The 23,280-nt window shown below is 40.4% G+C and carries 20 protein-coding genes and 1 CRISPR repeat array; of the genes, 11 read left to right on the top strand and 9 right to left on the bottom strand.

All coding sequences use genetic code 11. The annotated features are described in order from the left end of the window. Positions 1 to 162: 162 nt before the first annotated feature. Positions 163 to 735: a plasmid pRiA4b ORF-3 family protein gene (locus tag MA_RS10035; RefSeq protein ID WP_011021922.1), complete on the bottom strand. Its 573-nt coding sequence runs from the start codon at positions 733 to 735 to the stop codon at positions 163 to 165. 125 nt (positions 736 to 860) lie between these two features. Continuing rightward, positions 861 to 1,274, bottom strand: coding sequence for a hypothetical protein (locus MA_RS10030; protein ID WP_048065260.1), 414 nt, complete (start codon positions 1,272 to 1,274; stop codon positions 861 to 863). A 102-nt stretch (positions 1,275 to 1,376) separates the two neighbouring features. On the opposite strand from MA_RS10030, the gene MA_RS10025 reads away from it, so the two are divergent. Next, the gene (locus tag MA_RS10025; protein ID WP_011021920.1) at positions 1,377 to 1,724 is read left to right on the top strand and encodes a hypothetical protein; all 348 of its coding nucleotides are present in this window, start codon (positions 1,377 to 1,379) and stop codon (positions 1,722 to 1,724) included. A gap of 44 nt (positions 1,725 to 1,768) precedes the next feature. Here the strand turns inward: MA_RS10025 and MA_RS10020 are convergent, their stop codons facing one another. Both MA_RS10020 and MA_RS10015 read right to left on the bottom strand, forming a co-directional pair. Continuing rightward, positions 1,769 to 2,659 (bottom strand): YecA family protein, encoded by an 891-nt coding sequence (locus tag MA_RS10020; RefSeq protein ID WP_011021919.1) that lies wholly within the window; start codon positions 2,657 to 2,659, stop codon positions 1,769 to 1,771. A gap of 99 nt (positions 2,660 to 2,758) precedes the next feature. Further along, positions 2,759 to 3,331 (bottom strand): plasmid pRiA4b ORF-3 family protein, encoded by a 573-nt coding sequence (locus tag MA_RS10015; protein ID WP_011021918.1) that lies wholly within the window; start codon positions 3,329 to 3,331, stop codon positions 2,759 to 2,761. A gap of 592 nt (positions 3,332 to 3,923) precedes the next feature. Between MA_RS10015 and MA_RS24515 the strand changes: the two genes are divergently transcribed. Together MA_RS24515 and MA_RS10005 are read left to right on the top strand one after the other, a co-directional pair. Continuing rightward, the gene (locus tag MA_RS24515) at positions 3,924 to 4,667 is read left to right on the top strand and encodes a class I SAM-dependent methyltransferase (RefSeq protein WP_052279143.1); all 744 of its coding nucleotides are present in this window, start codon (positions 3,924 to 3,926) and stop codon (positions 4,665 to 4,667) included. A 772-nt stretch (positions 4,668 to 5,439) separates the two neighbouring features. Further along, positions 5,440 to 6,714 (top strand): adenylosuccinate synthase, encoded by a 1,275-nt coding sequence (locus tag MA_RS10005; protein WP_011021916.1) that lies wholly within the window; start codon positions 5,440 to 5,442, stop codon positions 6,712 to 6,714. 90 nt (positions 6,715 to 6,804) lie between these two features. On the opposite strand, the gene MA_RS25435 is transcribed toward MA_RS10005, so the two are convergent. Continuing rightward, the gene (locus MA_RS25435) at positions 6,805 to 7,203 is read right to left on the bottom strand and encodes an HAD family hydrolase (RefSeq protein WP_248698099.1); all 399 of its coding nucleotides are present in this window, start codon (positions 7,201 to 7,203) and stop codon (positions 6,805 to 6,807) included. A gap of 20 nt (positions 7,204 to 7,223) precedes the next feature. Beyond that, entirely contained in the window at positions 7,224 to 7,511 is a 288-nt protein-coding gene (locus MA_RS09995) for a hypothetical protein (protein ID WP_157860161.1), read from the bottom strand. Between the two features lie 274 nt (positions 7,512 to 7,785). Next, positions 7,786 to 8,259: direct repeats of the CRISPR family, unit length 37 nt; unit sequence GTTTCAATCCTTGTTTTAGTGGATCTTGCTCTCGAAT. Between the two features lie 635 nt (positions 8,260 to 8,894). On the opposite strand from MA_RS09995, the gene MA_RS09990 reads away from it, so the two are divergent. The 7 genes from MA_RS09990 (at position 8,895) to MA_RS09960 (ending at position 18,423) form a co-directional block, all read left to right on the top strand. Beyond that, positions 8,895 to 10,472, top strand: coding sequence for an ABC transporter substrate-binding protein (locus MA_RS09990; RefSeq protein WP_011021913.1), 1,578 nt, complete (start codon positions 8,895 to 8,897; stop codon positions 10,470 to 10,472). A gap of 631 nt (positions 10,473 to 11,103) precedes the next feature. Beyond that, positions 11,104 to 12,765, top strand: a complete 1,662-nt coding sequence (locus tag MA_RS09985; protein ID WP_011021912.1) for an ABC transporter substrate-binding protein — start codon at positions 11,104 to 11,106, stop codon at positions 12,763 to 12,765. 269 nt (positions 12,766 to 13,034) lie between these two features. Next, positions 13,035 to 14,657, top strand: coding sequence for an ABC transporter substrate-binding protein (locus MA_RS09980; protein ID WP_011021911.1), 1,623 nt, complete (start codon positions 13,035 to 13,037; stop codon positions 14,655 to 14,657). Positions 14,658 to 14,888: 231 nt separating this feature from the next. After that, a complete protein-coding gene (locus MA_RS09975; protein ID WP_011021910.1) occupies positions 14,889 to 15,881 on the top strand; it encodes an ABC transporter permease in 993 nt (330 codons plus the stop codon). Beyond that, positions 15,878 to 16,735 (top strand): ABC transporter permease, encoded by an 858-nt coding sequence (locus MA_RS09970; protein WP_011021909.1) that lies wholly within the window; start codon positions 15,878 to 15,880, stop codon positions 16,733 to 16,735. Before MA_RS09975 ends, MA_RS09970 begins: the two co-directional genes overlap by 4 nt. Before the next feature lie 109 nt (positions 16,736 to 16,844). Further along, positions 16,845 to 17,822 carry an oligopeptide/dipeptide ABC transporter ATP-binding protein gene (locus MA_RS09965; protein ID WP_011021908.1) on the top strand — a complete coding sequence of 326 codons (978 nt, stop codon included), beginning with the start codon at positions 16,845 to 16,847 and terminating at the stop codon, positions 17,820 to 17,822. Continuing rightward, positions 17,812 to 18,423 carry an ABC transporter ATP-binding protein gene (locus tag MA_RS09960; protein ID WP_011021907.1) on the top strand — a complete coding sequence of 204 codons (612 nt, stop codon included), beginning with the start codon at positions 17,812 to 17,814 and terminating at the stop codon, positions 18,421 to 18,423. The genes MA_RS09965 and MA_RS09960 overlap by 11 nt, the downstream gene beginning before the upstream one ends. A gap of 365 nt (positions 18,424 to 18,788) precedes the next feature. On the opposite strand, the gene MA_RS09955 is transcribed toward MA_RS09960, so the two are convergent. The 3 genes from MA_RS09955 to MA_RS09950 all read right to left on the bottom strand — a co-directional run bounded on the left by MA_RS09955 (position 18,789) and on the right by MA_RS09950 (position 22,090). Then, positions 18,789 to 19,334, bottom strand: coding sequence for a dTDP-4-dehydrorhamnose 3,5-epimerase family protein (locus MA_RS09955; protein WP_011021906.1), 546 nt, complete (start codon positions 19,332 to 19,334; stop codon positions 18,789 to 18,791). A gap of 103 nt (positions 19,335 to 19,437) precedes the next feature. Next, positions 19,438 to 19,611, bottom strand: coding sequence for a hypothetical protein (locus MA_RS26820; RefSeq protein ID WP_157860160.1), 174 nt, complete (start codon positions 19,609 to 19,611; stop codon positions 19,438 to 19,440). Positions 19,612 to 21,157: 1,546 nt separating this feature from the next. Further along, on the bottom strand, positions 21,158 to 22,090 hold the full coding sequence (locus tag MA_RS09950) for a tetratricopeptide repeat protein (protein ID WP_011021904.1): 933 nt from the start codon (positions 22,088 to 22,090) through the stop codon (positions 21,158 to 21,160). 469 nt (positions 22,091 to 22,559) lie between these two features. Between MA_RS09950 and MA_RS09945 the strand changes: the two genes are divergently transcribed. Further along, complete coding sequence (locus MA_RS09945) at positions 22,560 to 22,967, top strand: DUF1699 family protein (protein WP_011021903.1); 408 nt, start codon at positions 22,560 to 22,562, stop codon at positions 22,965 to 22,967. The last annotated feature ends 313 nt before the right edge of the window (positions 22,968 to 23,280 follow it).

Here is a 23,280-nt window from a genome sequence, read left to right as displayed (position 1 = left end):
TGGATTGAAAACTCTGGCCCAGTCAAAAATGCATTTTAAGACCTTTTCCATGAAAACAATGCATCTCTGTATGAAAACAATGCATCTCTGTATGAAAACAATGCATCTCTGTAAGTGTATTTTTACATCTAAAGCCTTTTGAAAGTTTAAACTTGAAATTTTTCATTTTCGGAACGAAACGTCTTTCGGGTCAAAGTCTTCGGGGTCAAAGTCTTCTCCCAGCCATGTTACAGTATCTTCGTATTCCTCATGTTCCGGGTTCTTCAGGATCTCCAGCATATCTTCATAGCCCCATATCCCTCCTATGTCTTCCGGGACAGCGGCTCTTTTTCCCGCAGTACAGATGGGATAATCTACCCCTTCTTCTCGCGGGAGGATTTTTTCAAGCCGGACTTTTACCTGCCAGTTGTCCCCGAAATCGTAGGTGTACAGAGCATCCTTATTTTCCGGCGTGAAATAATTGGAGATTTTTGCTTTCTTTTCCGGGACAAGAGGCTCCACGAAGGCTTCAAAATCGTCGCCTTCAGTTCCGATTTTATCCAGCACTCCTGTCTTCGGGTTTGGCATTTCGAATTCGTGCAGGTGGTAATCTTCCCAGTCCATTACGTCCTGGATAGCATCGTGAAGGTCAAGGAAGGTATAATTTTCCGGTACCTGGATACGTCGCCAGATCTGAGGGGTAATGCCTTTCATGGAAAGTTTTAACTGGTAAACTTTCTCGAAGGTCTTTTTCATAGAATATTCACCAGAAACGATTATCTGATTCTCTCTATTTTAGTTTTTGGGGTCTTTTTGTCCGAAATATAGGTAATATGCGGGTAAAAAGGCTCTTTGCCGATAAAAAGGTGATTTTGTTTCCTTTATGGCATGAAGTGAGGAAAATCCCTGATCGTCTCTAAACATTCATCTACGGATAGGCCTTTAAAAATTTCAAACCACTTCTTCGTGTGCCTCATGTATGAAAGATTGAAAAAGCCATCTCCAGCATATTCCATGCGGGCAAACTTTGTTTCAAAAAATGGGGATATGGCATTTGGGCCTGGGCAAGCGTACTTCGCACAGAAGTAGAAGGAACTCCGGTACCACTTCGTATAAATGTCCACTACATAGTTGAAACGCGTGTCCTCAGGCGGAGGCTCGATGTATTCTGGCTTTAGAAACGATTCGACAAGTTCATTCGCCTTTGTTTCCACTTCTACCTTTACATTTTCCGGCACCTTGGGTTTTGGAGATTTTTGTGGACGAAAAGTCCACGCTTTTTGTCCTCTTTTCATGGAATCTCATATGTATAATATCCGGAAATTACTTTTCATAATAAAGATTTTTTTAGCGGATCTCAGAAAACTTCAAATTCATGGTATTGTATCGTACTTATCATGCAGGAGAGTAAAGTCAAAGATACGGACTTCATAGGGACATGGCACATTTATAAGATGGAACTATGGGATGAGGACTATTTCAATATGGACGTTCAGGCTTATATTGAGATTAAACCGGACAACCTCGGGTTTTTTCAATTTGGTCTGGTTTGCGGTGAAATAGATGGAAGGATCGTTAATTACGTTGAAGGCACAAGATTTGAATTCACCTGGGAAGGAAATGACGAGTGCGACCCTTTCTCTGGTTTTGGCTGGGTCAGGATAAGAAAAAACGATGAACTCGAAGGCGAGTTCAGGCTTCATCGTGGAGATAGTTCTACCTTTTCAGCAAAGAAAGTGGAGTAATAACCGCAGAAATAACCGCAGAAATTGTTCGGAAACCACTTAATTTATCCCTGTAATAGTTTTTTTGCTGTTTCCATATCCCCAAGCTCTGCATATGATTCAGCTTCTGCTCTGATCATATTTCTTATTATTGACTCGTCTGAATGAGGTAAAATCCGGCAGAAATCCTGGCAGTATTTTATCCTCTTCAAATAAAAGGAGTTATCTTCCACCGCTGCGTTAGCTAACTCCATTTCAAAATCCTGACACCAATTAAAAATACTTTGTGTTAGACCGGAAATGAATTTATCAGCATCCTTAACAGATTTTATATGAGGGGGAACAATACTCATTATCATGTTCCACGCTTTTTCCCACTTTTCCATCCCATCCCCGTAATTCCGTTTTTCAATGTCTTCATAGCCTTCTTGAATTAAATCATCAATCATTTCCATATTCCATTTTTCTGGGATTATCCGGTTCCATAATTCTATTATTGCCAACCAGATGAAATCTTCTTCCTGGTCTGGCGCCTGGAAATTCTGTGTGAAATAATGATCTTCTGCTAACTGAATTGCGGAGATATAATTTCGAGCCTGTTTTTTGAAACGTTCTATTTCGAAATCGATATTCATTGACTCCAATTTTTCAATTATTTCCGAAGTGCTCATATCTCTTACTTTATTCAGGTTCCAGCTTCTTAGAATGAAATCTTTGAAGTTTATATCCTTATCATCAGAGTATTTTTCAATTTCCTTGCCAATTTTTTCCAATTCTTCGGGCTTATCCTGTAATTTCTGTTCAAATCTCATAATGGCTAACCGACTAACAACTGGTTTTTCGGATTTTGAAGTGGTTCGATTTATAGTGGCTCCCTTGTTACCTAAACAACAATGTTTATATTTCTTGCCTGAGCCACATGGACACGGATCATTTCTACCAATTTTCTTTGACATTTTGGTTAGTTCCCTTGTTTTTTGAGGATTAATTCAGAATCGACATTTTTTCTATTTTAGAGACATATATTTTTATTGGAGGCTTCGAAGTTCTCGGCTTCAGAATAAAATGTCCTTTGGGTCAAAGTACTCGGGGTCAAAATCTTCCCCCAGCCATTCCACAGCATCTTCATATTTTTCATGTTCCGGATCCTTCAGGATCTCCAGCATATCTGCATAGCCCCAGATCCCCCCAATGTCTTCAGGAACAGCTGCTCTTTTTCCGGCAGTGCAGACAGGATATTTCATTCCTTCTTTTCCTGGAAGGATTTTTTCAAGCCGGATCTTTACCTGCAAGTCGTCCCCAAAATCGTATGTATACAGAGCATTCTTGTTTTCCAGTGTGAATAATTTAGAGAGTTTAACTTTCTCCTCGGGCACAAGCAGCAACGTGTCGCTGAAATGTTCGTAACCTTCATCTTCAGCCCCAATTTTTACAGGCACTCCTGTCTTGGGATTTTTCATTTCGAATTCGTGCAAATGGTAGTCGTCCCAATTCATTACAGCCTGGATAGCATTATGAAGGTCAAAGAAGGTATAGTTTTCCGGCACCTGGATTCGCCGCCAGATCTGAGGGACAATGCCTTTCATGGAAAGTTTTAGCTGATAAACCTTCTCGGAAGTATCTTTCATTAATTATTCACCAATGAGTATACTTGAATCTCCCTATTTCAGGTTTTGGGGTTTTTTTGTCCCGAAATCAACTGGTAACATAGAGGCAAGAAGACCTCTTAACCGATGAGCAATGGAATCCAGTAATGTATTACCCAAATCCGGAGAAATATTCTCTAAACTTTAACTGCATAGGTGCATGGAAGCTCTACGTGTGGAGAGACATTCCGCCGAGTCACTGAATAAAGGTGATTTTGAGGTTACATGATATTTAGATCAGGCATTAAAGTGCATTAGTCTGAGTCTGAAAATAAGAAAAAGATTCTGGAAAATCTTTTATCTGATGGTTGGGAGGTTTTTAGTGGATTAAGCATTTCAGATGTCTCAATCTGAAGTCTCAATCTGGATAATATTTATGCTCAAGATCTTCTCAGGAAATATGCTGCAATAAATACATCAGAAAATGGGAATTCAAAGAAATTGGCAGGAAAATCCAGAGCCACTCCGTAGAAAAAAAATAATATGATGAAGTGTTTATGGAGATTTTAAAAAGTGACACACTAGATTATTCTATAGATAAGATCATTCTATAGATATTAGAGGATTGAGTCGAATGTATAGTAATATTTTTGGAAGCTTTATTTATAGGCTTATAAATCCGGGGAATTGTAATAGTTTTCTAGATCTTGGATGCGGTCGTGGACAGGATTTGAAATACTTCAAAGATGAAATGAATTGTATTAATGGGTCAAGGTTTGTTGGAATTGATAAGCTGGAAAAATCAATATTAATTGCTAAGAACGCATATCAAAACGAAGGCATAGAATTCTACCATATGGATGTAGCACAGGGTCTGGGGTTTGATGATGAAAGCTTTGACATTGTTTATTCAATGAACGCAGTTGAGTGTATAGCAGATAAGCCAAGATTGGCTTCTGAAATATACAGGGTACTCAAAGAAAAAGGTCAGGTTATTTGCTGTCACTGTGATTGGGATTCAGTAGTATATAACGGACATGATAAAAATCTAATAAGTGATATTCTCAAGAAGTATAGTGGATGGCAACAACCCTGGATGGATGAAGCTGATTCCTGGATGGGAAGAAGGCTTTGGGGAATGTTCAATTCCACAGGATTATTTAATGGCGAGATTCATATTTTTAACCATATCGAGACTGATTTTAAAGAAAATAGTCTGGGATGGAATATGATCAGGGAATTTAGTTACATGGTAGAGGCCGGGATAATAAGCAAAGATGATTACGACAGGTTTTGCAATGACATTGCAGAAACGGCAGAAAAGGGTGAGTATCTATATGTCCGCCCAATTTATATATACAAAGGCCTCAAGGACTGAGGCTTTGCACTTAAATTCTCATTTCCTCCAGCCTTCAGGTGCAGGTGCAGGACTTTAGTGCAATTTGAGAATTTGGATAGCTTGTTGTATTTTGGAGAGTTCTGAATTAAGTTCTGAATTAAGTTCTGAATTAAATAATTGGTGAGAAAATCTATAATGTAGCCTGTATGCATACAAGCACGAAGGTTACTCAAGATGGAAGTAATCCTCCTCCTCTTTTCTGCAGTGTGTTGTTTCTTCTGCAGTGTTCCTAACGTTGCCCAGATATTCTTTACCACTTTTACGTAAAGGGTTTACTGCTCCTTTAGGAATAAATATAATGATGAGTTACCTGCTTGAAGTTGAGGTAGGCATGTTTCAGCAATTCAGGATACTTTCAAATCTGATACATGAACTAAATTAGGTAAAGGAATTATTGGTTAAGGAACCTTTAAGGAATGAAGAAATCTATCAAGGAATCTATTAACGTAAAAATGCCTACTGTAATCGCCCGTTAATTTTTGAACGGTAATTCCAGATTTGCAGAAGCAACAATAAAAATAACACATTTCTTTCGATAGCATCGTACTTAATAACGAATGAAATGGATTTGTGATATTATCAATAATAAATCCTTTTTTGGCAGACGGGTGGAAAATCAGAATAACTTATTAAATGCAAGCCAAAGGACTACATAAAATCAGGAACTATTATTCCAAAAACGCAACTGTTATAAATTATCAAAAGTTAATGTCGTTGCCGAATGTTGAAGGAATCTTAATGGAGAAAATTTATGAGTGTAACAGTTATCGTTGGCGCACAGTGTGGTGACGAAGGCAAAGGAAAAATGGTGGATTTGATAGCACAGGACTATGATTTGGTTATCCGTTTTCAGGGTGGAGACAATGCAGGGCATACAGTGGTTAATCAATATGGTACGTTTAAAATGCATTTAATCCCATGTGGAATTTTTAATCAAAACGCAATCAGTCTTGTTGGAACCGGTATGGTTGTAAATCCGGATGAGCTGCAAAAAGAAATGAAACAAATTACCTCTGCCGGTATGTCGGTTGATAACCTGAAAATATCAACACGAGCCAACATATTAATGCCTTATCACAGGGATTTGGACGAGCTAAACGAACAGTCTGGTGGAATGTCCATTGGCACAACAAAGCGGGGAATTGGTCCGGCCTATGCTGGCAGGGCGACAAGAACAAATATCCGTTTTGGGGATTTGGCCCATCAAGACTATTTAAAAAGTCATTTTGAAAAGGTACTGCCTGCGATCAATCATCAGCTGTCTTTTTTCGGCGCTGCCCAATATACAGTAGATCAGCTTTGTGAATACTGCAGCAATTGGTACAAACTGTATAATGAACATATCGTTGATGCCTTTACATTGATCCACAATATGATGAAAGAGAATAAAAGAATTCTTTTTGAAGGCCAGCTCGGCGTTATGAAAGATATTGATTTGGGTATATATCCTTTTGTGACATCCTCCAACCCAATTGCTGCCTATGCGGCTGTTAGTTCGGGGATTCCTGCTCGTTCAATCACCTCTGTTATTGGGGTTGCAAAAGCCTTTTCAAGCCAGGTGGGAGACGGTCCTTTTCCGACGGAGGTGCTTGACAACTGTATCGTTTCACTCAGGGGAACTGGAAAGAATATCGATGATGAGTTTGGGGCAAGGACAGGAAGACCCAGGCGCCTGGGTTGGCTGGACATTCCCGTATTGCGCTATGCCCATACGATCAATGGTTTTGATACACTTGCCATATGCAAACTTGACAAAATGGACAGCCTGCCTGAAATAAAAATATGTACGAGTTACCGTTACCAGGATCAAATACTGTCGGTCTTTCCGGATACGGAAATATTGGGTCAGGTCAAAGCAGAATATGAAACGCTGCCCGGATGGGAATGCACAACGAGAGGGGTAAATAGTTTTGACGATTTGCCAGAGAATGCAAAAAGTTACATAAAAAGGATTGAAGAATTGGTTGGGGTTCCGGTCAAATACATTGGAGTAGGTCCGGCAAGGAGTGACGTTATTATCAGATAATTTGATAAGTTATGCTTTATCGTAGATTTTAGTGGATCTTGCTCACGAATTTCTTCAAAAAATATAATGAATGTGAACCAGCTGCCATTCTTACAATGCATACACTGAACTGCTTTCTATATAGTCAACTGCATTTAATATCTCGAAAGCATTTTCAATAATAACATCTGACATTTCACTTTGTGATTTTGGCTCTAAAATCCCGTAAATTCCATTTTTGAACCATATTGTTCTTATCCCAAGAACCTTTGCTGGAATAATATCGTTATCAAGTCTGTCTCCGATAAAAATTGTTTCTATCGGTTCAGTTGACAATTTATCCAGATAATATTGAAAAAATTTACAGTCGGGTTTGCTGATTTTTATATCATCTGATATATCTGTACAAGAAAAATACTGTAAAACACCTAAATCCTTTAAAACATTCTTAATGTCAGCATTAGCATTATCGGCAAGTGAAAGTGTATACTTATTATATAGATTTCTTATAACTTCCTTTATGCCAGGTATTAATTTACGAGGATATACTTTACTAATTCATCGGTATATCCTCTGGTTAATCTAATAATCTGTTCACAAGCAGCTTTATCGGGTGCTGTACATTTCCACGCAATACTTCTAATAGGATTTGATTCTCTACATAGAATACTCGAGTTTAAAACAGTACTAAATTCATCTTCGGAAATATTATAACCTTTTTGATTAAGAATGATTCGTTCTTTTTCCAGTAAAGCGTTATAAATGTCTTCTTCGTACAAAATAGTAGAACCGATATCAAATAGAATTGTTTTAATCACATTCAATACATCCCCAAATCGTTATTTCATATTATATTTTTAGTTATATTTAGAAATAATTCAGACAGAAGATATTCTTTCCAGTGTGTGGCACAGCAAATCGCCGACAGGACGTCGGCATCTTTGTATGCAGAATATTTCAGCTAACGTCCTGCGTCTTCCCGACGTCTTCGAACCTTACAGGCGAAGTCAGAGGCTTACGTTTCGCTTGCAAATCTTCGTTCCTAGGAGCCGACTCCTTCTTATGTATTTTGAATATGGCATGTTTGACCTGGTTTCAATCCTTGTTTTAGTGGATCTTGCTCTCGAATAATGTTAAGAGGAAATTTCAAAAGTGATGGTTACCGGTTTCAATCCTTGTTTTAGTGGATCTTGCTCTCGAATTAATGGAAATTAAAAGTACAGCTATTACAGCATTCAGTTTCAATCCTTGTTTTAGTGGATCTTGCTCTCGAATTGTTTCTTAATTGTATAGTCATGATTACCCCTGCAAGTTTCAATCCTTGTTTTAGTGGATCTTGCTCTCGAATGTGTTTGCAGCATCGTTATTGGTGGCTACAGCATAGTTTCAATCCTTGTTTTAGTGGATCTTGCTCTCGAATAATAATTCTGTTTCCCAATCTCATAATTCATGTGTGGTTTCAATCCTTGTTTTAGTGGATCTTGCTCTCGAATGTGACCCACGGGACGCAGACAACTCAACACATATTGGTTTCAATCCTTGTTTTAGTGGATCTTGCTCTCGAATAGGGCAAAATTTTCCGTTATTTGGCCGGAAAAGGCCTGAAATCGCCCCTTTTTTGGGGCTAAAATTCTTGCTGGAAAATTATCAAACCCTTTATAAATACAAGAAAAACAGGGTTATAGTGGTATGGAGACATCTCAAAATATGCTTTTCTTTCTATTAAACTTTTGTTTTTGATTGCTACTGTTGTGCGTGTAACCTTTTTCATCAGCATATAGTTTCAATTCTTTTTACTGAATCTTTTTTGTGAATTTGTGCAGGTATCATTCTTTTGGTATGAAAGTCCATGCGTACTTTCATCTTTTTGTGCCTGTTATTCGAAGAATTTCATGTGCGTTTTATTGCAAGTTCTCAAAAAATTTCTTAACTGGCCAAAATTATAATTTAATCGTACTTTACTACTTCTTAAGTTGATATTAGTAACACAAAAATTTCAGAACTTATTTATAGAAATTTGGTTCTAAACAGGGAGTAATAATTTTCTTTAGAAAAGTAGTGCTTAAATGTTATTTTTAGACTCAAACATGTTATCTGGAGGTTTCTGGACTTGTTTATGGCTGGAAAATACTCACGAAATAACGGGTTTTTTGTAAAAAGGAGGAGGGATTCTTATTAAGAGGAATCAGCAGTACCTGATCATGGGAATAATATTTGTGGTTTTAGCAATTGCTACTCTGGCATACACTTCAGTGCCAAGCAATTCTGCCCGGAGCCCGGATGAATTGATTTCGGCGGCTTCGGCTCATGGAGGGGAACCGGAGGCGGGCTTTGATCCGATGTATGGCTGGGGGACTTATCATGAGCCTTTGATTCAGAGTACGCTTTTCAAGTGGGATAGTAACATGTCCCTTGTTAATGATTTAGCTACGGGGTATTCTGTTAGTGAGGACAGTTTGGTCTGGACTGTTACCATAAGGGATGATGTCAAATTTACTGATGGAGTGGCATTGACTGCGGAAGATGTGGCTTTCTCGTTTAATACGGCGGCGGTATCGGCGGGATATCTGGACCTGACGGCACTTGAGAGGGCTGAAGCGTTAAATGATACTGCTGTGCAGTTCACCCTGAAAAATCCTCGCGCAACTTTTATCAACACGCTTGGGAGGCTGGGGATTGTTCCGGAGCACGCTTATAATGATTCTTATGGACAGAATCCGATAGGGTCCGGGCCTTATAAATTTGTTCAGTGGGATAAGGGGCAGCAGACGATATTTGAGAGAAATGAGGACTATTATGGGCAGAAACCTTATTTTAAGAAATTTACCATTCTCTATCTGGAAAATGACGCTGCTTTTGCTGCTGCAAAGAAAGGGGACGTTGACTTTGCAAAGATTACTGCAACAAGCGCAAGAGAAGAAGTAGAGGGCATGAAAGTGGTGCCTGTAGCTTCATACGACTCTACTTACATCTCACTGCCACTGACTCCGGATACAGGTAATAAAACTAAAGACGGCTATCCGATTGGAAACAATATCACATCGGATCTTGCTGTCCGAAAAGCCCTGCATGTGGGAATAGATCGGCAGTCGCTTATTGACGACGTGCTGAACGGTTTTGGGGACAAGGAGCTTACCGGGGTAGATCACCTTCCCTGGGTAAATCCGGAAGCTATGGTTGAAGATGCAGACCCGGAGGAAGCTGTAAGAATTTTGGAAGAAGGCGGGTGGACCGATACTGATGGAGACGGGATAGTCGAGAAAAATGGGCTGAAGGCATCCCTTATGCTTTATTATCCTTCAAATAACCCTGACCGTCAGGCTCTCGCCCTTGCCCTTGCAGATCAGGTTGTAAAATTCGGAATTGAGCTAATCCCTGAAGGGAAGAGTTCGAATGAACTAATCACTGTAAAGTATGCAAACCCTTCAATCTCGGGCTATGGGACCAATGACCTGGACCCCGTATACACCTCCTACCTCAGCTCACTTGCCGGAGGCGAATATAGTAATACAGGGTATTACAATAACCCGAAAGTTGATGCTTACCTGATAGCGTCCCAAAACAGTTCAACTTTAGAAGAGGCGTACAACTACGTTAAATTAGCTGCATGGGACGGTAGCACCGGTTTTTCGGCAAGAGGAGATGCAGCTAAATTATACATTATAGATCCGAACTATATTTTCCTTGTTGATGACACTCTGGACATAGGTACTCCCAAAACCCAGCCTCATGGAGGAGACCCATATGGAAATATCTACGATTGGAAACGCATAAACTGAGATCGAATCAAGCTCGGGAGAGAATGGAGAGGAGAGAATCAGGAGCAAATGATCGAAAAGAGAATAATAAAGATCTCATAAATAGAGAAATCATGAAATTTTCAGGTTAAAATGAGCTTATGGAGAGCTTTTACCTCCATAAAGTTTTATTTTCATATTTAACTGCTTTTTATTTGCACTTGAGGCTATTCCGGTTACTGAGTGCAGACTGGCAATTTTTTATTCGTTCTTTATGTTTTACTTGCTGTTTTACTTGCTGTTTTACTTGCTGTTTTAATTCCTATTTTAATTCCTGTTTTTCAGCATATGATGGTTACAGCTAACTAAAGATCTATGTAAAAGATGATTTTCATATCAAGTAATACAAAATGCTGGAAAAGGAATATCTTAGTAATACATTTTTTTCGGAAAGAATATATACTTAAAATGAATTTATTAAATTCAGTATAATTATTAGTTGAGAAAGTAATACTTTAGTGTTATTTTTATTTTTTAAAGTATTATTCAAAAAAAAGGTCTTTCAGTTATTACAATATGGATTCGTGAATTTCCGTAAGAATAATTGTGGACTTTAATATTAAATTGAGGAAAAGGTTGAGGAGGAGTTTCGATTAAGAAAAACCAGCAATATTTGCTCATAGGCTCAGTAATCATAATTATAGCGGCTTTTGTTGTTGTCAGTTCGATTTCCGGTTCGGATGCAGATTCGAAGTCCGTTGACCAGGCTTCCCAGCTTGCCGGAGAAATGGTCTCCGAAGAAGTTGACGAATTGAATTCTCCGGGGTCGGATGAACTTATAGCAGCCGTAGGAACCCATGGGGGAGAGCCCGAAGCAGGCTTCAACCCTATTAGCGGCTGGGGCAAAAGCAGTGAACCCCTTGTCCAGAGTACACTTTTCAAACTGGACAGCCAGGCGAGTCTGATCAATGACCTGGCAACGAATTATACGGTAAGCAGTGACGGGTTAAAATGGACGGTTACAATAAGGGACGATGTTAAATTCCATGACGGAGTGCCTTTAACTGCTGAGGACGTAGCCTTCACCTTTAATACGGCAGCAGAAGGCAGCGGGAGTCTGGACTTGTCCATGCTGGAAAGCGCTTCTGCAATCGATAATTATACGGTCGAATTTTACCTGAATGACCCTCAATCTACTTTCATCAATAAGCTCGTAGCCCTGGGGATTGTCCCCGAACACGCCTACAGCGAATCTTACGGGCAGAATCCTATAGGATCGGGCCCGTACATGTTCGTGCAGTGGGATAAGGGGCAGCAGGTCATCTTTGAAGCAAACCCGGATTATTACGGGCAGGAACCGTACTTTAAAAAGATAACCATGCTTTTTATGGCTTCTGATGCTGCTTTTGCGGCTGCGAGGGCAGGGCAGGTCGACCTTGCCGAAATTCCGGCTTCGTACGCCTATCAGGAGGTAGATGGGATGAAAATAGTGTCCCTTGACTCTATTGATGCCCGGGGAATAAGCTTCCCCCTGCAGGCAAATACGGGCAAGAAAAATGAAAACGGCTATGCAATCGGAAACAATGTAACCTCGGATGCTGCAATAAGAAAAGCCCTGAATATCGGGATAGACAGGCAGGTCCTGATCAATGGAGCTTTGAACGGGCAGGGGAAAGAGGAGTTCACGGGTGTTGACAAATTACCCTGGGGTAATAAGGAAGCTATTTTTGAAGACGGAGACCTCGAAGGTGCAAAAGAAATTTTAACCGAAGCCGGCTGGGAAGATACTGATGGGGATGGCATTCTTGAGAAGAACGGAGAAAAAGCCGAGTTTACCCTGCTATACCCTTCAAGTGCAATGGAAAGGCAGGCACTGGCAGTTTCAGTTTCCGAAGAAGCCAGAAAACTTGGGATAAACATTAAGGTCGAGGGTAAAAGCTGGAATGAAATTGATACCCTTGTCCATTCGACTCCTGTAGTCTTCGGTTACGGTTCTCTGGACCCGACTGACATCTATTTGAGGTATTACAGCAAGAGCTACGACCCGTCAAACTACAACAACGTAATAATGTACAGCAATCCTGCTGTGGACGGCTACCTGAGAGCTGCCATAACCAGTTTTGACCAGGACGCTGCAAATGAAAACTGGCAGCTTGCTGCCTGGGACGGGACAACGGGCTTTTCCGAAAAAGGAGATGCTACCTGGCTCTGGATGGCAACCATCAATTACGTCTACATTATGGACGAGGACCTGGATATAGGGACCCCCAGAATACAGCCTCACGGTGCAAACATCTTCGGGAACATCCTGGAATGGAAACGCACGGAAAACTAAACCGGGAGTTAAGTTTCGACATTACTTGAACTCCCTTTTTTCCTTTTTGATTTCCTGCCGGAGAGCTTGAGGATCTGATCATGAGTAATAAGGGGCCAGGAAGTTATCATGAGTAATACCCGGGCTAATGAGTAAGATTGGGCTAGAAAATGATCCTGAGAAATATCTGGCTAATTGAGAAATATCTGGCTAATGAGTAAGGCTGGGCTATGTCCTGATTATGCATTAAGGAAGGAGGAGGGATTTAAATTAAAAAAAACCAGCAATATTTGCTGCTAGGGGTAGTAGTTGTAGTTCTGGCGCTTATTTTAGTTTTTATGTCATCCGGGGCGCCGGTCAATTCGGTTTCCGGAGCTTCCGATGAACTTGTTGTGAATGTTTATTCACATACTGGAGAACCGGATACAGGTTTTGATCCGCTGCAGGGCTGGGGGTGCGGGCATGTGAATTTTGAGCCGCTGGTACAGAGTACCCTTTTTAAATCGGCTGATGACGGGAGTATAATTAACGATCTTGCTACAGGTTATTCTGTCAGCCCCGACGGGAAGACCTGGACCGTAAATGTAAGGGATGATATCAAATTCACAGACGGGGAAAAATTAACTGCAAACGACGTGGCGTTTACCTTCAATACTGCAGTTGGCAGTAATTCCGAACTGGACATGAGTAATCTTGAAAGTGCCAGGGCAATAAATGATACCGCAGTCGAATTCAAATTACAGGAACCTCAGTCCAGTTTCATATGGAGGCTCAGGTACGTCGGAATCGTGCCGGAACATGCATATGAAAAAGAGACCTACGGGCGCAATCCTGTTGGGTCAGGCCCGTACAAGCTGGTCCAGTGGGATAGGAGCCAGCAGGCAATATTTGAATACAATCCCGATTACTACGGACAGAAGCCGTACTTCAAAAAAATAACCATGTTATTCCTAGATAAAGATACTGCATTTGCAGCTGCAAAGTCCAGGAAAGTGGACATAGCTGAAATCGAAATCAACAATGTAAATCAAACCATAGACGGGTACGACTTTATCTCCCTTCCCTCCTCAAGAGCCTTTGGGGTTTCTTTTCCGACGCAGTATGATACCGGCAGTAAAAGCCTTCAGGGAGACCCTATAGGCAATAATGTAACAGCCGATATAACAATTCGAAAAGCCTTGAACACGGGGATCGACAGGAAAGCCATACTTGACGGAGTCCTGTACGGAAAAGGAGATGTGGAATATACCGGAGTGGACCAGCGGGAATTCGGAAACCCTGAAGCTAAAATTAAGGACTCGAATCTTGAGGAAGCCATAAAAGTCCTCGAAGCTGCAGGGTGGGAAGACTCTGATGGCGACGGGATCCGGGAAAAGAACGGGACTGAGGCGGAATTTGACCTGTACTATTCTTCCTCGGACCAGACAAGGCAGGCTCTTTCAGTGGCTGTAAGCGAGCAGGCCCGGAAAATGGGTATAAAAATTAACCTTATGGGCACAAACTGGGACGAGATCTACGCAAACCAGTACAGTTCAGCTGTCCTGTACGCTTACAGCAGCATAGATACCTTCAATCTGTATCACCAGTACCACAGTAAAGAAGCCGACGCTACTTACATGAATCCGGGCCTTTACAGTAATCCTGTGGTAGATGGGTATCTGGAATCGGCGCTGAGGTCGTCAGACCAGGCCCAGGCCACAAAATTCTGGCAGTTAGCTGCATACGACGGGAGCACCGGTTACGGGCCTGCAGGCGATGCAACCTGGTTATGGCTGGTTACAATGGATTATCTGTACGCTATGGACGAAACCCTGGATCTCGGGACTCCGCAACAGAATGCCGGGTCGGATATTTTAGGAAATATCTATGAGTGGACAAGGATAGATGAATCCAGCTCGACTTCAGGTAAGTGATAACTTCAGGTGAGTGATATTTGCAGTAAAAATGATGTAAATATCAATCATGCTACGTTTTTACCCTAAGCCGGGATCGGCAGGAGATAATTGAAGAACGCTTATGGAAGTTGATGCTTGTAGAAGCCCGTTTTTCAATTCCTGGGTGTGAAAATTTGGTCAATTATTAATAATGTGTGTCACTGGTGTGAAATATAGTTGTATTATAATCGCTGTGATTGAGGGAATAACGTGTCAGAAAATGCAAAAATATCAGGCTTTATAGGGAAAAAAATTCTCCGGTTAATAAGCCTTTTGCTTATAGTTTCTTTTGTAAGTTTCATGCTCATTCAATACTCGCCTATAGACCCCGTTCGAGCTTATCTTGGAGAGATGGCGGTGAGTGCGGAGCATAAAGCCAAACTTGAAGAATACTGGGGAGTTAACACGCCGCCAGAGGAGAAATTCCTGAACTGGGCCGGAGATATTCTCAAAGGGGATTTCGGAGTCTCACTGATTTACAGGATGCCTGTTACTGACGTGATTAAAGAAAGGTTTGCAGCGTCTCTGGCTCTGATGGCTTCTTCCTGGATGATTTCAGGAGTTCTGGGCTTCATTTTGGGAATCGCTTCCGGAATGCATAAAGGGACCCTGTTTGACCGGGCAATAAAAACCTACTGTTACATTTTAACCGCCACCCCGACATTCTGGCTGGCCCTGGTTTTTTTGATGATATTTTCCGTGCAGTTAGGCTGGTTCCCTATAGGTTTAAGCGTACCCATAGGGGTTACGGCTGAGAACGTGACTTTTTTTGACCGGATAGAGCACTTAATCCTCCCTGCACTGACTTTGAGTTTACTCGGTGTTGCTCAGATTGCAATGTTTACCCGAGAAAAATTAACCGAAGTTATGTCCAGCGATTATGTGTTATTTGCAAAGGCAAGAGGTGAAAAAGGGCTGGACCTTGTCTTAAGGCACGGGGTTAGGAACGTTGCCCTCCCCGCCATTACCCTGCAGTTTTTAAGTTTCAGTGAACTGTTTGGCGGTGCGGTTCTGGTTGAACAGGTCTTTTCCTATCCCGGTATTGGGCGGGCTACAGTAGCAGCAGGCTTAATGTCTGATGTACCTCTACTTCTGGGAATAGTTCTTGTAAGTGCGGTGTTTGTCTTTACTGGAAACCTCATTGCTGACATTATCTATGAATTCATAGATCCGAGGATAAAACAGCAGGAGACAACAATATGAGCACTGCTGTCGTAACCGTTAACAGAAGCTTATTCCCCGGACTGAATTTAAGGCAGAAGACGTTTCTTATAATCGGTTTCACGTCCCTTTTACTGCTTGCAATTGTGGTTTCAAGCCTCCTTGTAGAAGGCGAGTCCTTACCAACGGACTTTGGTTCCAAAAACCTTGCTCCATCCCTTGAACACCCCTTCGGGACCGACTGGATGGGAAGGGACATGTTTATAAGAACCCTGGAAGGCCTGGGCCTGAGCATAGTTATCGGAGCTTTTGCTTCCGTAATCAGTACTTTTCTGACCGTAATTTTAGGTCTGCTTTCAAGTGCAGGAAAGACCGCAGATTCTTTTGTATCCTGGCTTGTGGACCTCTTTCTTTCAATCCCTCACCTGCTGTTAATAATCCTTATTTCCATAGGCCTGGGAGGAGGAGCTACAGGGGTTATTGTCGGGGTTGCATTAACGCACTGGACAAGCCTGACCAGGGTTGTAAGGGCCGAAATCAAGCAGTTAAAAACCCAGGAATACATCCATATCTCCAGAAACCTTGGCAAATCAAAGTGGTGGATAGCTACAAAACATATCCTGCCTCATCTAATCCCCCAGATCTTGCTGGGTACGATTTTGCTGTTTCCCCATGCCATTTTGCACGAAGCGTCCGTCACATTCCTGGGGTTCGGACTTTCCCCCCACGAACCGGCAATCGGCATAATTCTGTCAGAATCTATGAGGTATCTCTCGGCAGGATACTGGTGGCTTGCCTTCTTCCCGGGCTTATCCCTGCTGATTGTGGTCCTTGCATTTGATATGATAGGAGAAAATTTGGGGAAATTGATGGATCCAAAAAGTGCTCACGAATAAGTGCTCATGAATAGGTGCTCACGAATAAGTGCTCACGAATAAGTGCTCACGAATAAGTGCTCACGAATAAGTGCTCACGAAAATGAAATAAGATCTGAATGGTGTCAATATGGGAAACAAAACTGAAATAAACAATGAAGAAAGGAAGGAGATCGAACCTCTATTAAAAGTAGAAGACCTTTCCCTTTCTTTTATTCAATACGCTGCCGGGCTCCGGCAAACCGAGTTAAAAGTGATCTGTAATTTGAGTATAGAAGCTTACAGAGGCGAGGTTTTGGCTGTTGTCGGTTCGAGCGGATCCGGTAAAAGTCTTCTGGCTCATGCGATTTTAGGGATTTTGCCTTCAAACGCGAAACTTGCCGGGAATATGGAATACGATGGCAAAAAACTCACTCAGCAGATTAAAGAAAAAATAAGGGGAAAAGAAATAGCGCTTGTCCCTCAGTCCACAACCTATCTGGACCCTTTAATGCGAATTTCGAATCAGGTAATAGGCTCAGTTGATGAGGAAAACGAAGGCATGATGAAGCAACTTCAGCGGGATATTTTTCGGAAATACGATTTGAAACCGGATGTTGAGAAAATGTTTCCCCATGAGCTTTCGGGAGGGATGACCCGGAGGGTTCTGGTTTCTACTGCCGTTATGGGTTCTGCAAAGCTTGTAATTGCAGATGAACCGACTCCGGGCCTGGACGAAAAAACCCTGAATGAAACCCTGAGTTACTTCAAGGACATGGCAAACAGGGGCTGTGCGGTGATCCTTATCACTCACGATATCGAAGCTGCGTTAAAAATCTCGGATAAAATTGCAGTATTCTATGCAGGGACGGTTCTGGAAGTAGCGAATGTTGAAGATTTCAAAAATGACGGAGAGAATTTAAGGCACCCATATACCCGGGCTCTCTGGAATGCCCTTCCCCAGAACAAATTCCAGGCAATTAAAGGGCACCAGCCAATGCTGGACGAAGTTATTGACAGATGTGTCTTTTATGAAAGGTGTTCTAAAAAGAACGAGCTCTGTTCTCAGGGTATCCCCCAGTTTAAAATGGTAAACGGAGGAGAGGTGAGGTGCAATAATGTCCCTTAAGGCCGAGAATATCAGTTTCGGATACAAAAGAGGCAATTTGATTTTAAACGATGTGAATATATCTTTAGGTCGTGGAGAGGTGCTGGGACTGATCGGGGACAGCGGAAGCGGCAAATCGACCCTCTGTAAAATCCTGGCAGGCTACGAAAACAATTACCAAGGGAAGGTAAGTCTCGACGAAAAAGCAATTCCCTCAAAAGGTTATAACCCGGTCCAGCTTGTCTTTCAGCACCCTGAAAAAGCCGTAAACCCCAGATGGAAAATGAAGGATATTTTGAATGAAGGACATACGGTCCCCCGGGATATTCTGGATTCCTTCGGAATAAAAAATAAATGGCTTAACCGCTGGCCAAATGAGCTTTCGGGGGGTGAACTCCAGAGATTTGCCCTTGCAAGGGCTTTAAGTCCCGAAACCAAATTTTTGATAGCGGACGAAATAACCACAATGGTGGATGCCATTACCCAGGCTCAAATCTGGAATATCGTTGTGGACGTGGTTGAAAAAATGAACATCGGAGTACTGGTCGTAAGCCACGAAAAAAATTTAATCAAAAGGATATGTCATGATGTCGTCTATCTGGATGACATAAATACTGTCTGAGACATGTCTGAGAACCATATCTTAAACCCATATCTTAAACCCATATCTGGATAAAAATCCATATCCTCTTAATGAAACTTAAATATCTATACTCCATTAATGAAACATAATATCTATGCCGAAGATGATTCCCTTCAGCTTTATTTTATTTGGAATGAAAGTACTGTGATTTGAAAAGCACTTTCGTTCCTTTGTGCATGTTTTTTGCAGAATTTAATGTTTGTTTTTTATCTATATATAAAGATATTTTTAATGGATATTGCTTATCAGACCTTGCTTATCAGTCCTTTATTCTATTTTGAATGTTTTCTTAAATATCTAAAAAAATAAAAATTTTTATCATCGTGGCTGTTTTCTGATCTGCTTCATTCCATTTTGCAGTTCCAATTATAGGGAATAATATTATTGGAAATGGGATTAACCCGTCTTTCGTCAACATCTTCAGGGTCATAGAGTAGGGAAGGCATTCCTATCACTACAGATACATCATTGCCTACATTTTTTGTACCGTGAAAGATTCCTGGTGGGATATAAACCGTACGTGGGTACCTATCCCCCATAAAAATTTCATTCAAAACTTTATACGTAGGTGAGTCTTCTCTGTAATCATATAAGACAACTTTTACCATTCCACTTACACAAAACAGGTGATCTTCCTGTTTAGAGTGAAGATGCCAGCCTTTTATCATTCCGGGATAAGAATAGGAAGCAATTATCTGTTTGATATCCTGTGCTTTCATATCTTCATCGTCTAAACGTATGAGCTCGGTCAAAAAGCCTCTCTCATCGCTAAACAGTTTAGTATCCTTTACAACAACACCTTCAATCAGCCTTTCTCCATAAAAACCTGGAATGTTTTGGACCCTTGGCTTTTCCAGTTTATTAAAATCCTCCATACTTTTTACTTGCATGTTTGCACCTCTTTTTTCCTACGTCTCTGATTATTAACCCTTGCCAATCTCAAAATAGTTCTGTAATGCAAGAATTTGCCAAACTTGACAGTATATTACAGATTTATTCGCTTGATTCTGTGGTCATTAAAGATTTACCCTTTTCGTCTTCCCGGAAACCGGTTTTCTCTTTGCAGATAATGTTCTCTACTTCAAGGTAGACTACTTTGCCAGGAATTAATAGAAGCTGGAATACCCTGAATTCTTCTTCACATATGCTATGCAATTTGCATTCCATTCAAAAATAGTAGCCTTAATTCTTGGAGTGGGATATTTTATAATTTTTTTACTTTAGTCCTTTCAGTTTTATAAACACCACCTGTACAGGTTATCATGATCGTCTTTTAATATTTTCTAATATTATGCTCCCAAATCTATCTATAATTTTAAGATATTTAAATATTATTTTTTTGAGCTTTTGTATTACTTAATTAATAATTTTATATAAATAAGTATTACTAAATCAAATTTATTTGTTTATACTTCAGAATTCATAACATAATTATTAGTACTATTCGGCTTATCACAAAAACCTGAATTCTATATACTCAGAATATGAATATGGTCTAAAAGGTAGGTGGGCCACCTTTACATGGTTGATATTTTTGAAAAAAACAATGTCTAACTTAAACTCTTTGATTCTGACCCTTAAACTCTTTGATTCTGACCCGCCCGAGTTTCGCCAGCAGAGTTGCGGCTCTGCAGTGAGCGGTCTGTTTCGGCAGAGTTGCGACTCTGCAGTGCGCTGTCTGTTTCGCTCCGCTCAAGCAGACTACTTTATAGATTAGAGAAGGCGTTTCACTCAGCCGAACTAAATTAAGATTTCTTCCCCATACAATGTTACTCTCTATATCGAGTCGTTCTTGTCCCGCTAGACGCAGGAGAGCGGTCTTTCCCAAATAGACTAAAAAGAACAAAGAAGGAAAAAGCTAGCAAATAAAAAAATTAATGGAACGTAAAAAAACTAACCGGTAAAAGTGACCTGAAGGCCCTATAATTCCTGTTTTTTGCTTTTTCTTCTTTTTTGTGAAGGGCCGCCAGACAAGCTGGCGGAGGCGCTTATATTTATCTGTGAGATTTAATAAGGCTCCCGGCGTCAGGAGAAAGTATTCTGAGGACAGGAAATACGGTGCTGAATTCAGTTTATCCCGAAAGCGGTATAACTTACCTGTTTCTTTTCGAGTCGCAGATTTGACAGGTTCAGCCCTGTAAGAGGTAGCAGTAAAACAAAAGATCCCAGTAACAGCCATTGAAGAACTGAAAATGCTTGAAGCCGGTTGTATAATGGTTGTATAATAATACTGTTGGGCGGTTCGGTTGCGCCCAGGTCGCTTATCATGTTCTGCGATGTACTTACCCGGGATAGAGGGTCTCAGCCGTGATAATCCCCAGGAAAGCCAGTACGCCTGCACCGAACAGGAGTTCTCCGGCAATGTTTTCGTAGCGCATGCGGGAGTGTGATCTGTCAGCCATGGCAATTTATAGCCCTTGAAGGTTAAAGTTGTTTATGAGTTACGCTGGGTGAAATTCCGTGAAGTAGTAAAAATTTTCATGCCCTTTTGATTTCCAGTTTTTCCGGTTTTCAGATAATTTTTTCAGGTCTTTTTTCGAATCCTTTTGAGTTTCAAACATTAAAGTTTCAAACATTGAAAACACAGGCGCATGCCTTAAAGCGGTTCAAAACATGGTGAGTTTTTGACTTCATATCACGCCGGGAATATGAAATTTTACGCTGGAATTTTGTCCTGCAGATGGGTTTTACCCTGTAATGTTGCATCGTCAAGTTAAGCGGTTTTCTTTAATTTATCAAGTGTCCTTTTCACTCCCACCTTCGGATTAAGTTTCAGTGCGGTTTCAAAATGTTCTATTGCCCCGGCATTGTTTCCCTGTAAATAGAGTATTTCTCCCAAAACCCTATGAATTTTTGATTTACTATCTTTGTCAGAGAATCTTTTTAACCTGTTTTTTAGAGGAGCTATAAGTGCATCATATTCCCGAGGATCGGTATTTTCGGATAGCTCTACTTTCAGTTCTTTAAGGGCTTCAAGAAATTCAATATCGTTCCCAACACTGATGCAGTCATGTCTATACAATTTGGAGTCAAGAAAGGTACCTTCGAAAGTGTAACGATAAGCTCTATTCTTACCGTGTATCAAATACAGGATTTTCTTTTTTGTGTCAAATCGGTAGCTTTTTGCCCAGCTAAGCTCGGTTCCGACCGTTTCAGGCACTTTTTTCCATAACAGTTTTCTATTCTTTATATCAAAGAAAAACAGTTTGCAGCTATCCGACTTACTGGTACTTTCCAGAGCCTGGCACACAGCAAAACGTCCGTCATCCGAAATACCGGTAGGACCCATATTTGCCCTACATCTTTGCTTGATCAGAGTCTCTCCATAGGAGTTAATTATATGGAATACCCCATACATGCCCTTAGAAGTCAAATCGCTGAGGATAAACACTCCGGGGTTTGAAACCATCCCATTATTAGGGTGTCTCATTTTAGCCTGAAGTTTTATCTTCCCCTTTTCCAGCAAAATATATTTCCCGTTTTCTTTTTGATCTTTCCACGCTAAAATGAACTTACCTTTTGGGGACTGGTGATATTCCCCCGTAAAATCACCGACTGATAAAACGTTGTCAGTTATCGAATAATCTATTTTGGGAGACTTTTGAGAGTGCTTTGCTCTGTTTTTAAAAACGTCAAATAAACCCATGTTGCGAACACCAAAAACATGTATATCTTAATAAAGGACTACTCGTCGTGTATAAACACCTAATTCTTTATAATGTTTTTGAATCTGATGGATTTCTATTGTCTATCGTAGTTGGTTTAAGTCAAATGCTCGTTTTTGAGGAAAAAAGAACAAACTTTATAAGATATGCAAGAAATCTCATGAGAGCCTGAAGCTGATAGAAACAAATGGATAAAATAATTGATCTAAACTTCGGAAGCAACTATAGTAAAGTTGAGAGTAAAAACCGAAACATAGATTAAAAAATAACTTGTAAAAACATTCTTTCATTTGATTTTCGGCTTTTTTAGGTCAATTTTGTAAATCATATATGAATCGTATTTCGGAATACTACCTAAATAATATTAGTTTAATAAGAAAAATATTTATAATAAGTATGCATAGTTTACAGTATAGTAAAATTGAAACAAAGTCATAGAGGGGGAAAAACATGAAAATTAGAGTAGTTAGTTCCAGAGAAGAAATCGCAACACTTAATCCGAATGAACGCCTCGTTCACCTGACATTCAGACCTTCAAACAAGGATATTTTTGAGCTGGTAGAGAGCTGCCCGAGGATTGAGGTGGTTCAGTTACCTAAATCTTATATGGCTACCGTATCAAATTCCATAAAAATGTTCTTCCAGATGCAGAGAATTCAGCTTATCGAAGGAGATATCTGGGGACACAGGAAAGACATAAACGAATATTATGCGGTTCCATCCTCAGTGATTGAAAATATTAAGGAAATGAAAATCGAAGGTAAAACCAATGAGGAGATCGAAAAACAGATTTCAGGTGAAAGCAAGCTGAACCCCGAAATGATTGCTTATATCCTGGCAAAAGAAGTCTCTGTTTGAGTTTAAAAAGAATACGAAGTAATGTACCAGTAGGTATTTGAGTAGGTGTTTGCCGGAGATTAGATCGGATAGAAATGGGTTGTTCTGTCGTATCTAATCGCCAGCTTAAATCTTCAACTTTTTAATATTTTTTTAGATTTTTTAAGGTTTTTTTCCTCTGTTTTCCTCTGTTTTCATTAGTTTACAATTTATTTATGAAGAAGTGAAACAATCCTGCATGTTAATAGAGAATGTTTTTTGAGTACATTTGAAGGAAACGTAAAGATAAATTTGAAGGGAAATTTGAATGGAAATTTGAAGGGAAATTTGAAGG

It is taken from the genome of Methanosarcina acetivorans C2A, from assembly GCF_000007345.1.
GTDB lineage: Archaea > Halobacteriota > Methanosarcinia > Methanosarcinales > Methanosarcinaceae > Methanosarcina > Methanosarcina acetivorans.
The sequence above is the reverse complement of the archived record's forward strand: the minus strand, read 5'-3'. Positions and strand labels throughout refer to the sequence as shown.

Excerpts from the sequence above, each read along its gene's own strand:
- MA_RS09960 (WP_011021907.1), top strand. The coding sequence starts at position 17,812 with ATGTCCCTTAAGGCCGAGAATATCAGTTTCGGATACAAAAGAGGCAAT.
- MA_RS09970 (WP_011021909.1), top strand. The coding sequence starts at position 15,878 with ATGAGCACTGCTGTCGTAACCGTTAACAGAAGCTTATTCCCCGGACTG.
- MA_RS10025 (WP_011021920.1), top strand. The coding sequence starts at position 1,377 with ATGCAGGAGAGTAAAGTCAAAGATACGGACTTCATAGGGACATGGCAC.
- MA_RS10030 (WP_048065260.1), bottom strand. The coding sequence starts at position 1,274 with ATGAAAAGAGGACAAAAAGCGTGGACTTTTCGTCCACAAAAATCTCCA.
- MA_RS10015 (WP_011021918.1), bottom strand. The coding sequence starts at position 3,331 with ATGAAAGATACTTCCGAGAAGGTTTATCAGCTAAAACTTTCCATGAAA.
- MA_RS10005 (WP_011021916.1), top strand. The coding sequence starts at position 5,440 with ATGAGTGTAACAGTTATCGTTGGCGCACAGTGTGGTGACGAAGGCAAA.
- MA_RS09955 (WP_011021906.1), bottom strand. The coding sequence starts at position 19,334 with ATGCAAGTAAAAAGTATGGAGGATTTTAATAAACTGGAAAAGCCAAGG.
- MA_RS10035 (WP_011021922.1), bottom strand. The coding sequence starts at position 735 with ATGAAAAAGACCTTCGAGAAAGTTTACCAGTTAAAACTTTCCATGAAA.
- MA_RS26820 (WP_157860160.1), bottom strand. The coding sequence starts at position 19,611 with ATGGAATGCAAATTGCATAGCATATGTGAAGAAGAATTCAGGGTATTC.
- MA_RS09965 (WP_011021908.1), top strand. The coding sequence starts at position 16,845 with ATGGGAAACAAAACTGAAATAAACAATGAAGAAAGGAAGGAGATCGAA.
- MA_RS09945 (WP_011021903.1), top strand. The coding sequence starts at position 22,560 with ATGAAAATTAGAGTAGTTAGTTCCAGAGAAGAAATCGCAACACTTAAT.
- MA_RS09950 (WP_011021904.1), bottom strand. The coding sequence starts at position 22,090 with ATGGGTTTATTTGACGTTTTTAAAAACAGAGCAAAGCACTCTCAAAAG.
- MA_RS09990 (WP_011021913.1), top strand. The coding sequence starts at position 8,895 with ATGGGAATAATATTTGTGGTTTTAGCAATTGCTACTCTGGCATACACT.
- MA_RS24515 (WP_052279143.1), top strand. The coding sequence starts at position 3,924 with ATGTATAGTAATATTTTTGGAAGCTTTATTTATAGGCTTATAAATCCG.
- MA_RS10020 (WP_011021919.1), bottom strand. The coding sequence starts at position 2,659 with ATGTCAAAGAAAATTGGTAGAAATGATCCGTGTCCATGTGGCTCAGGC.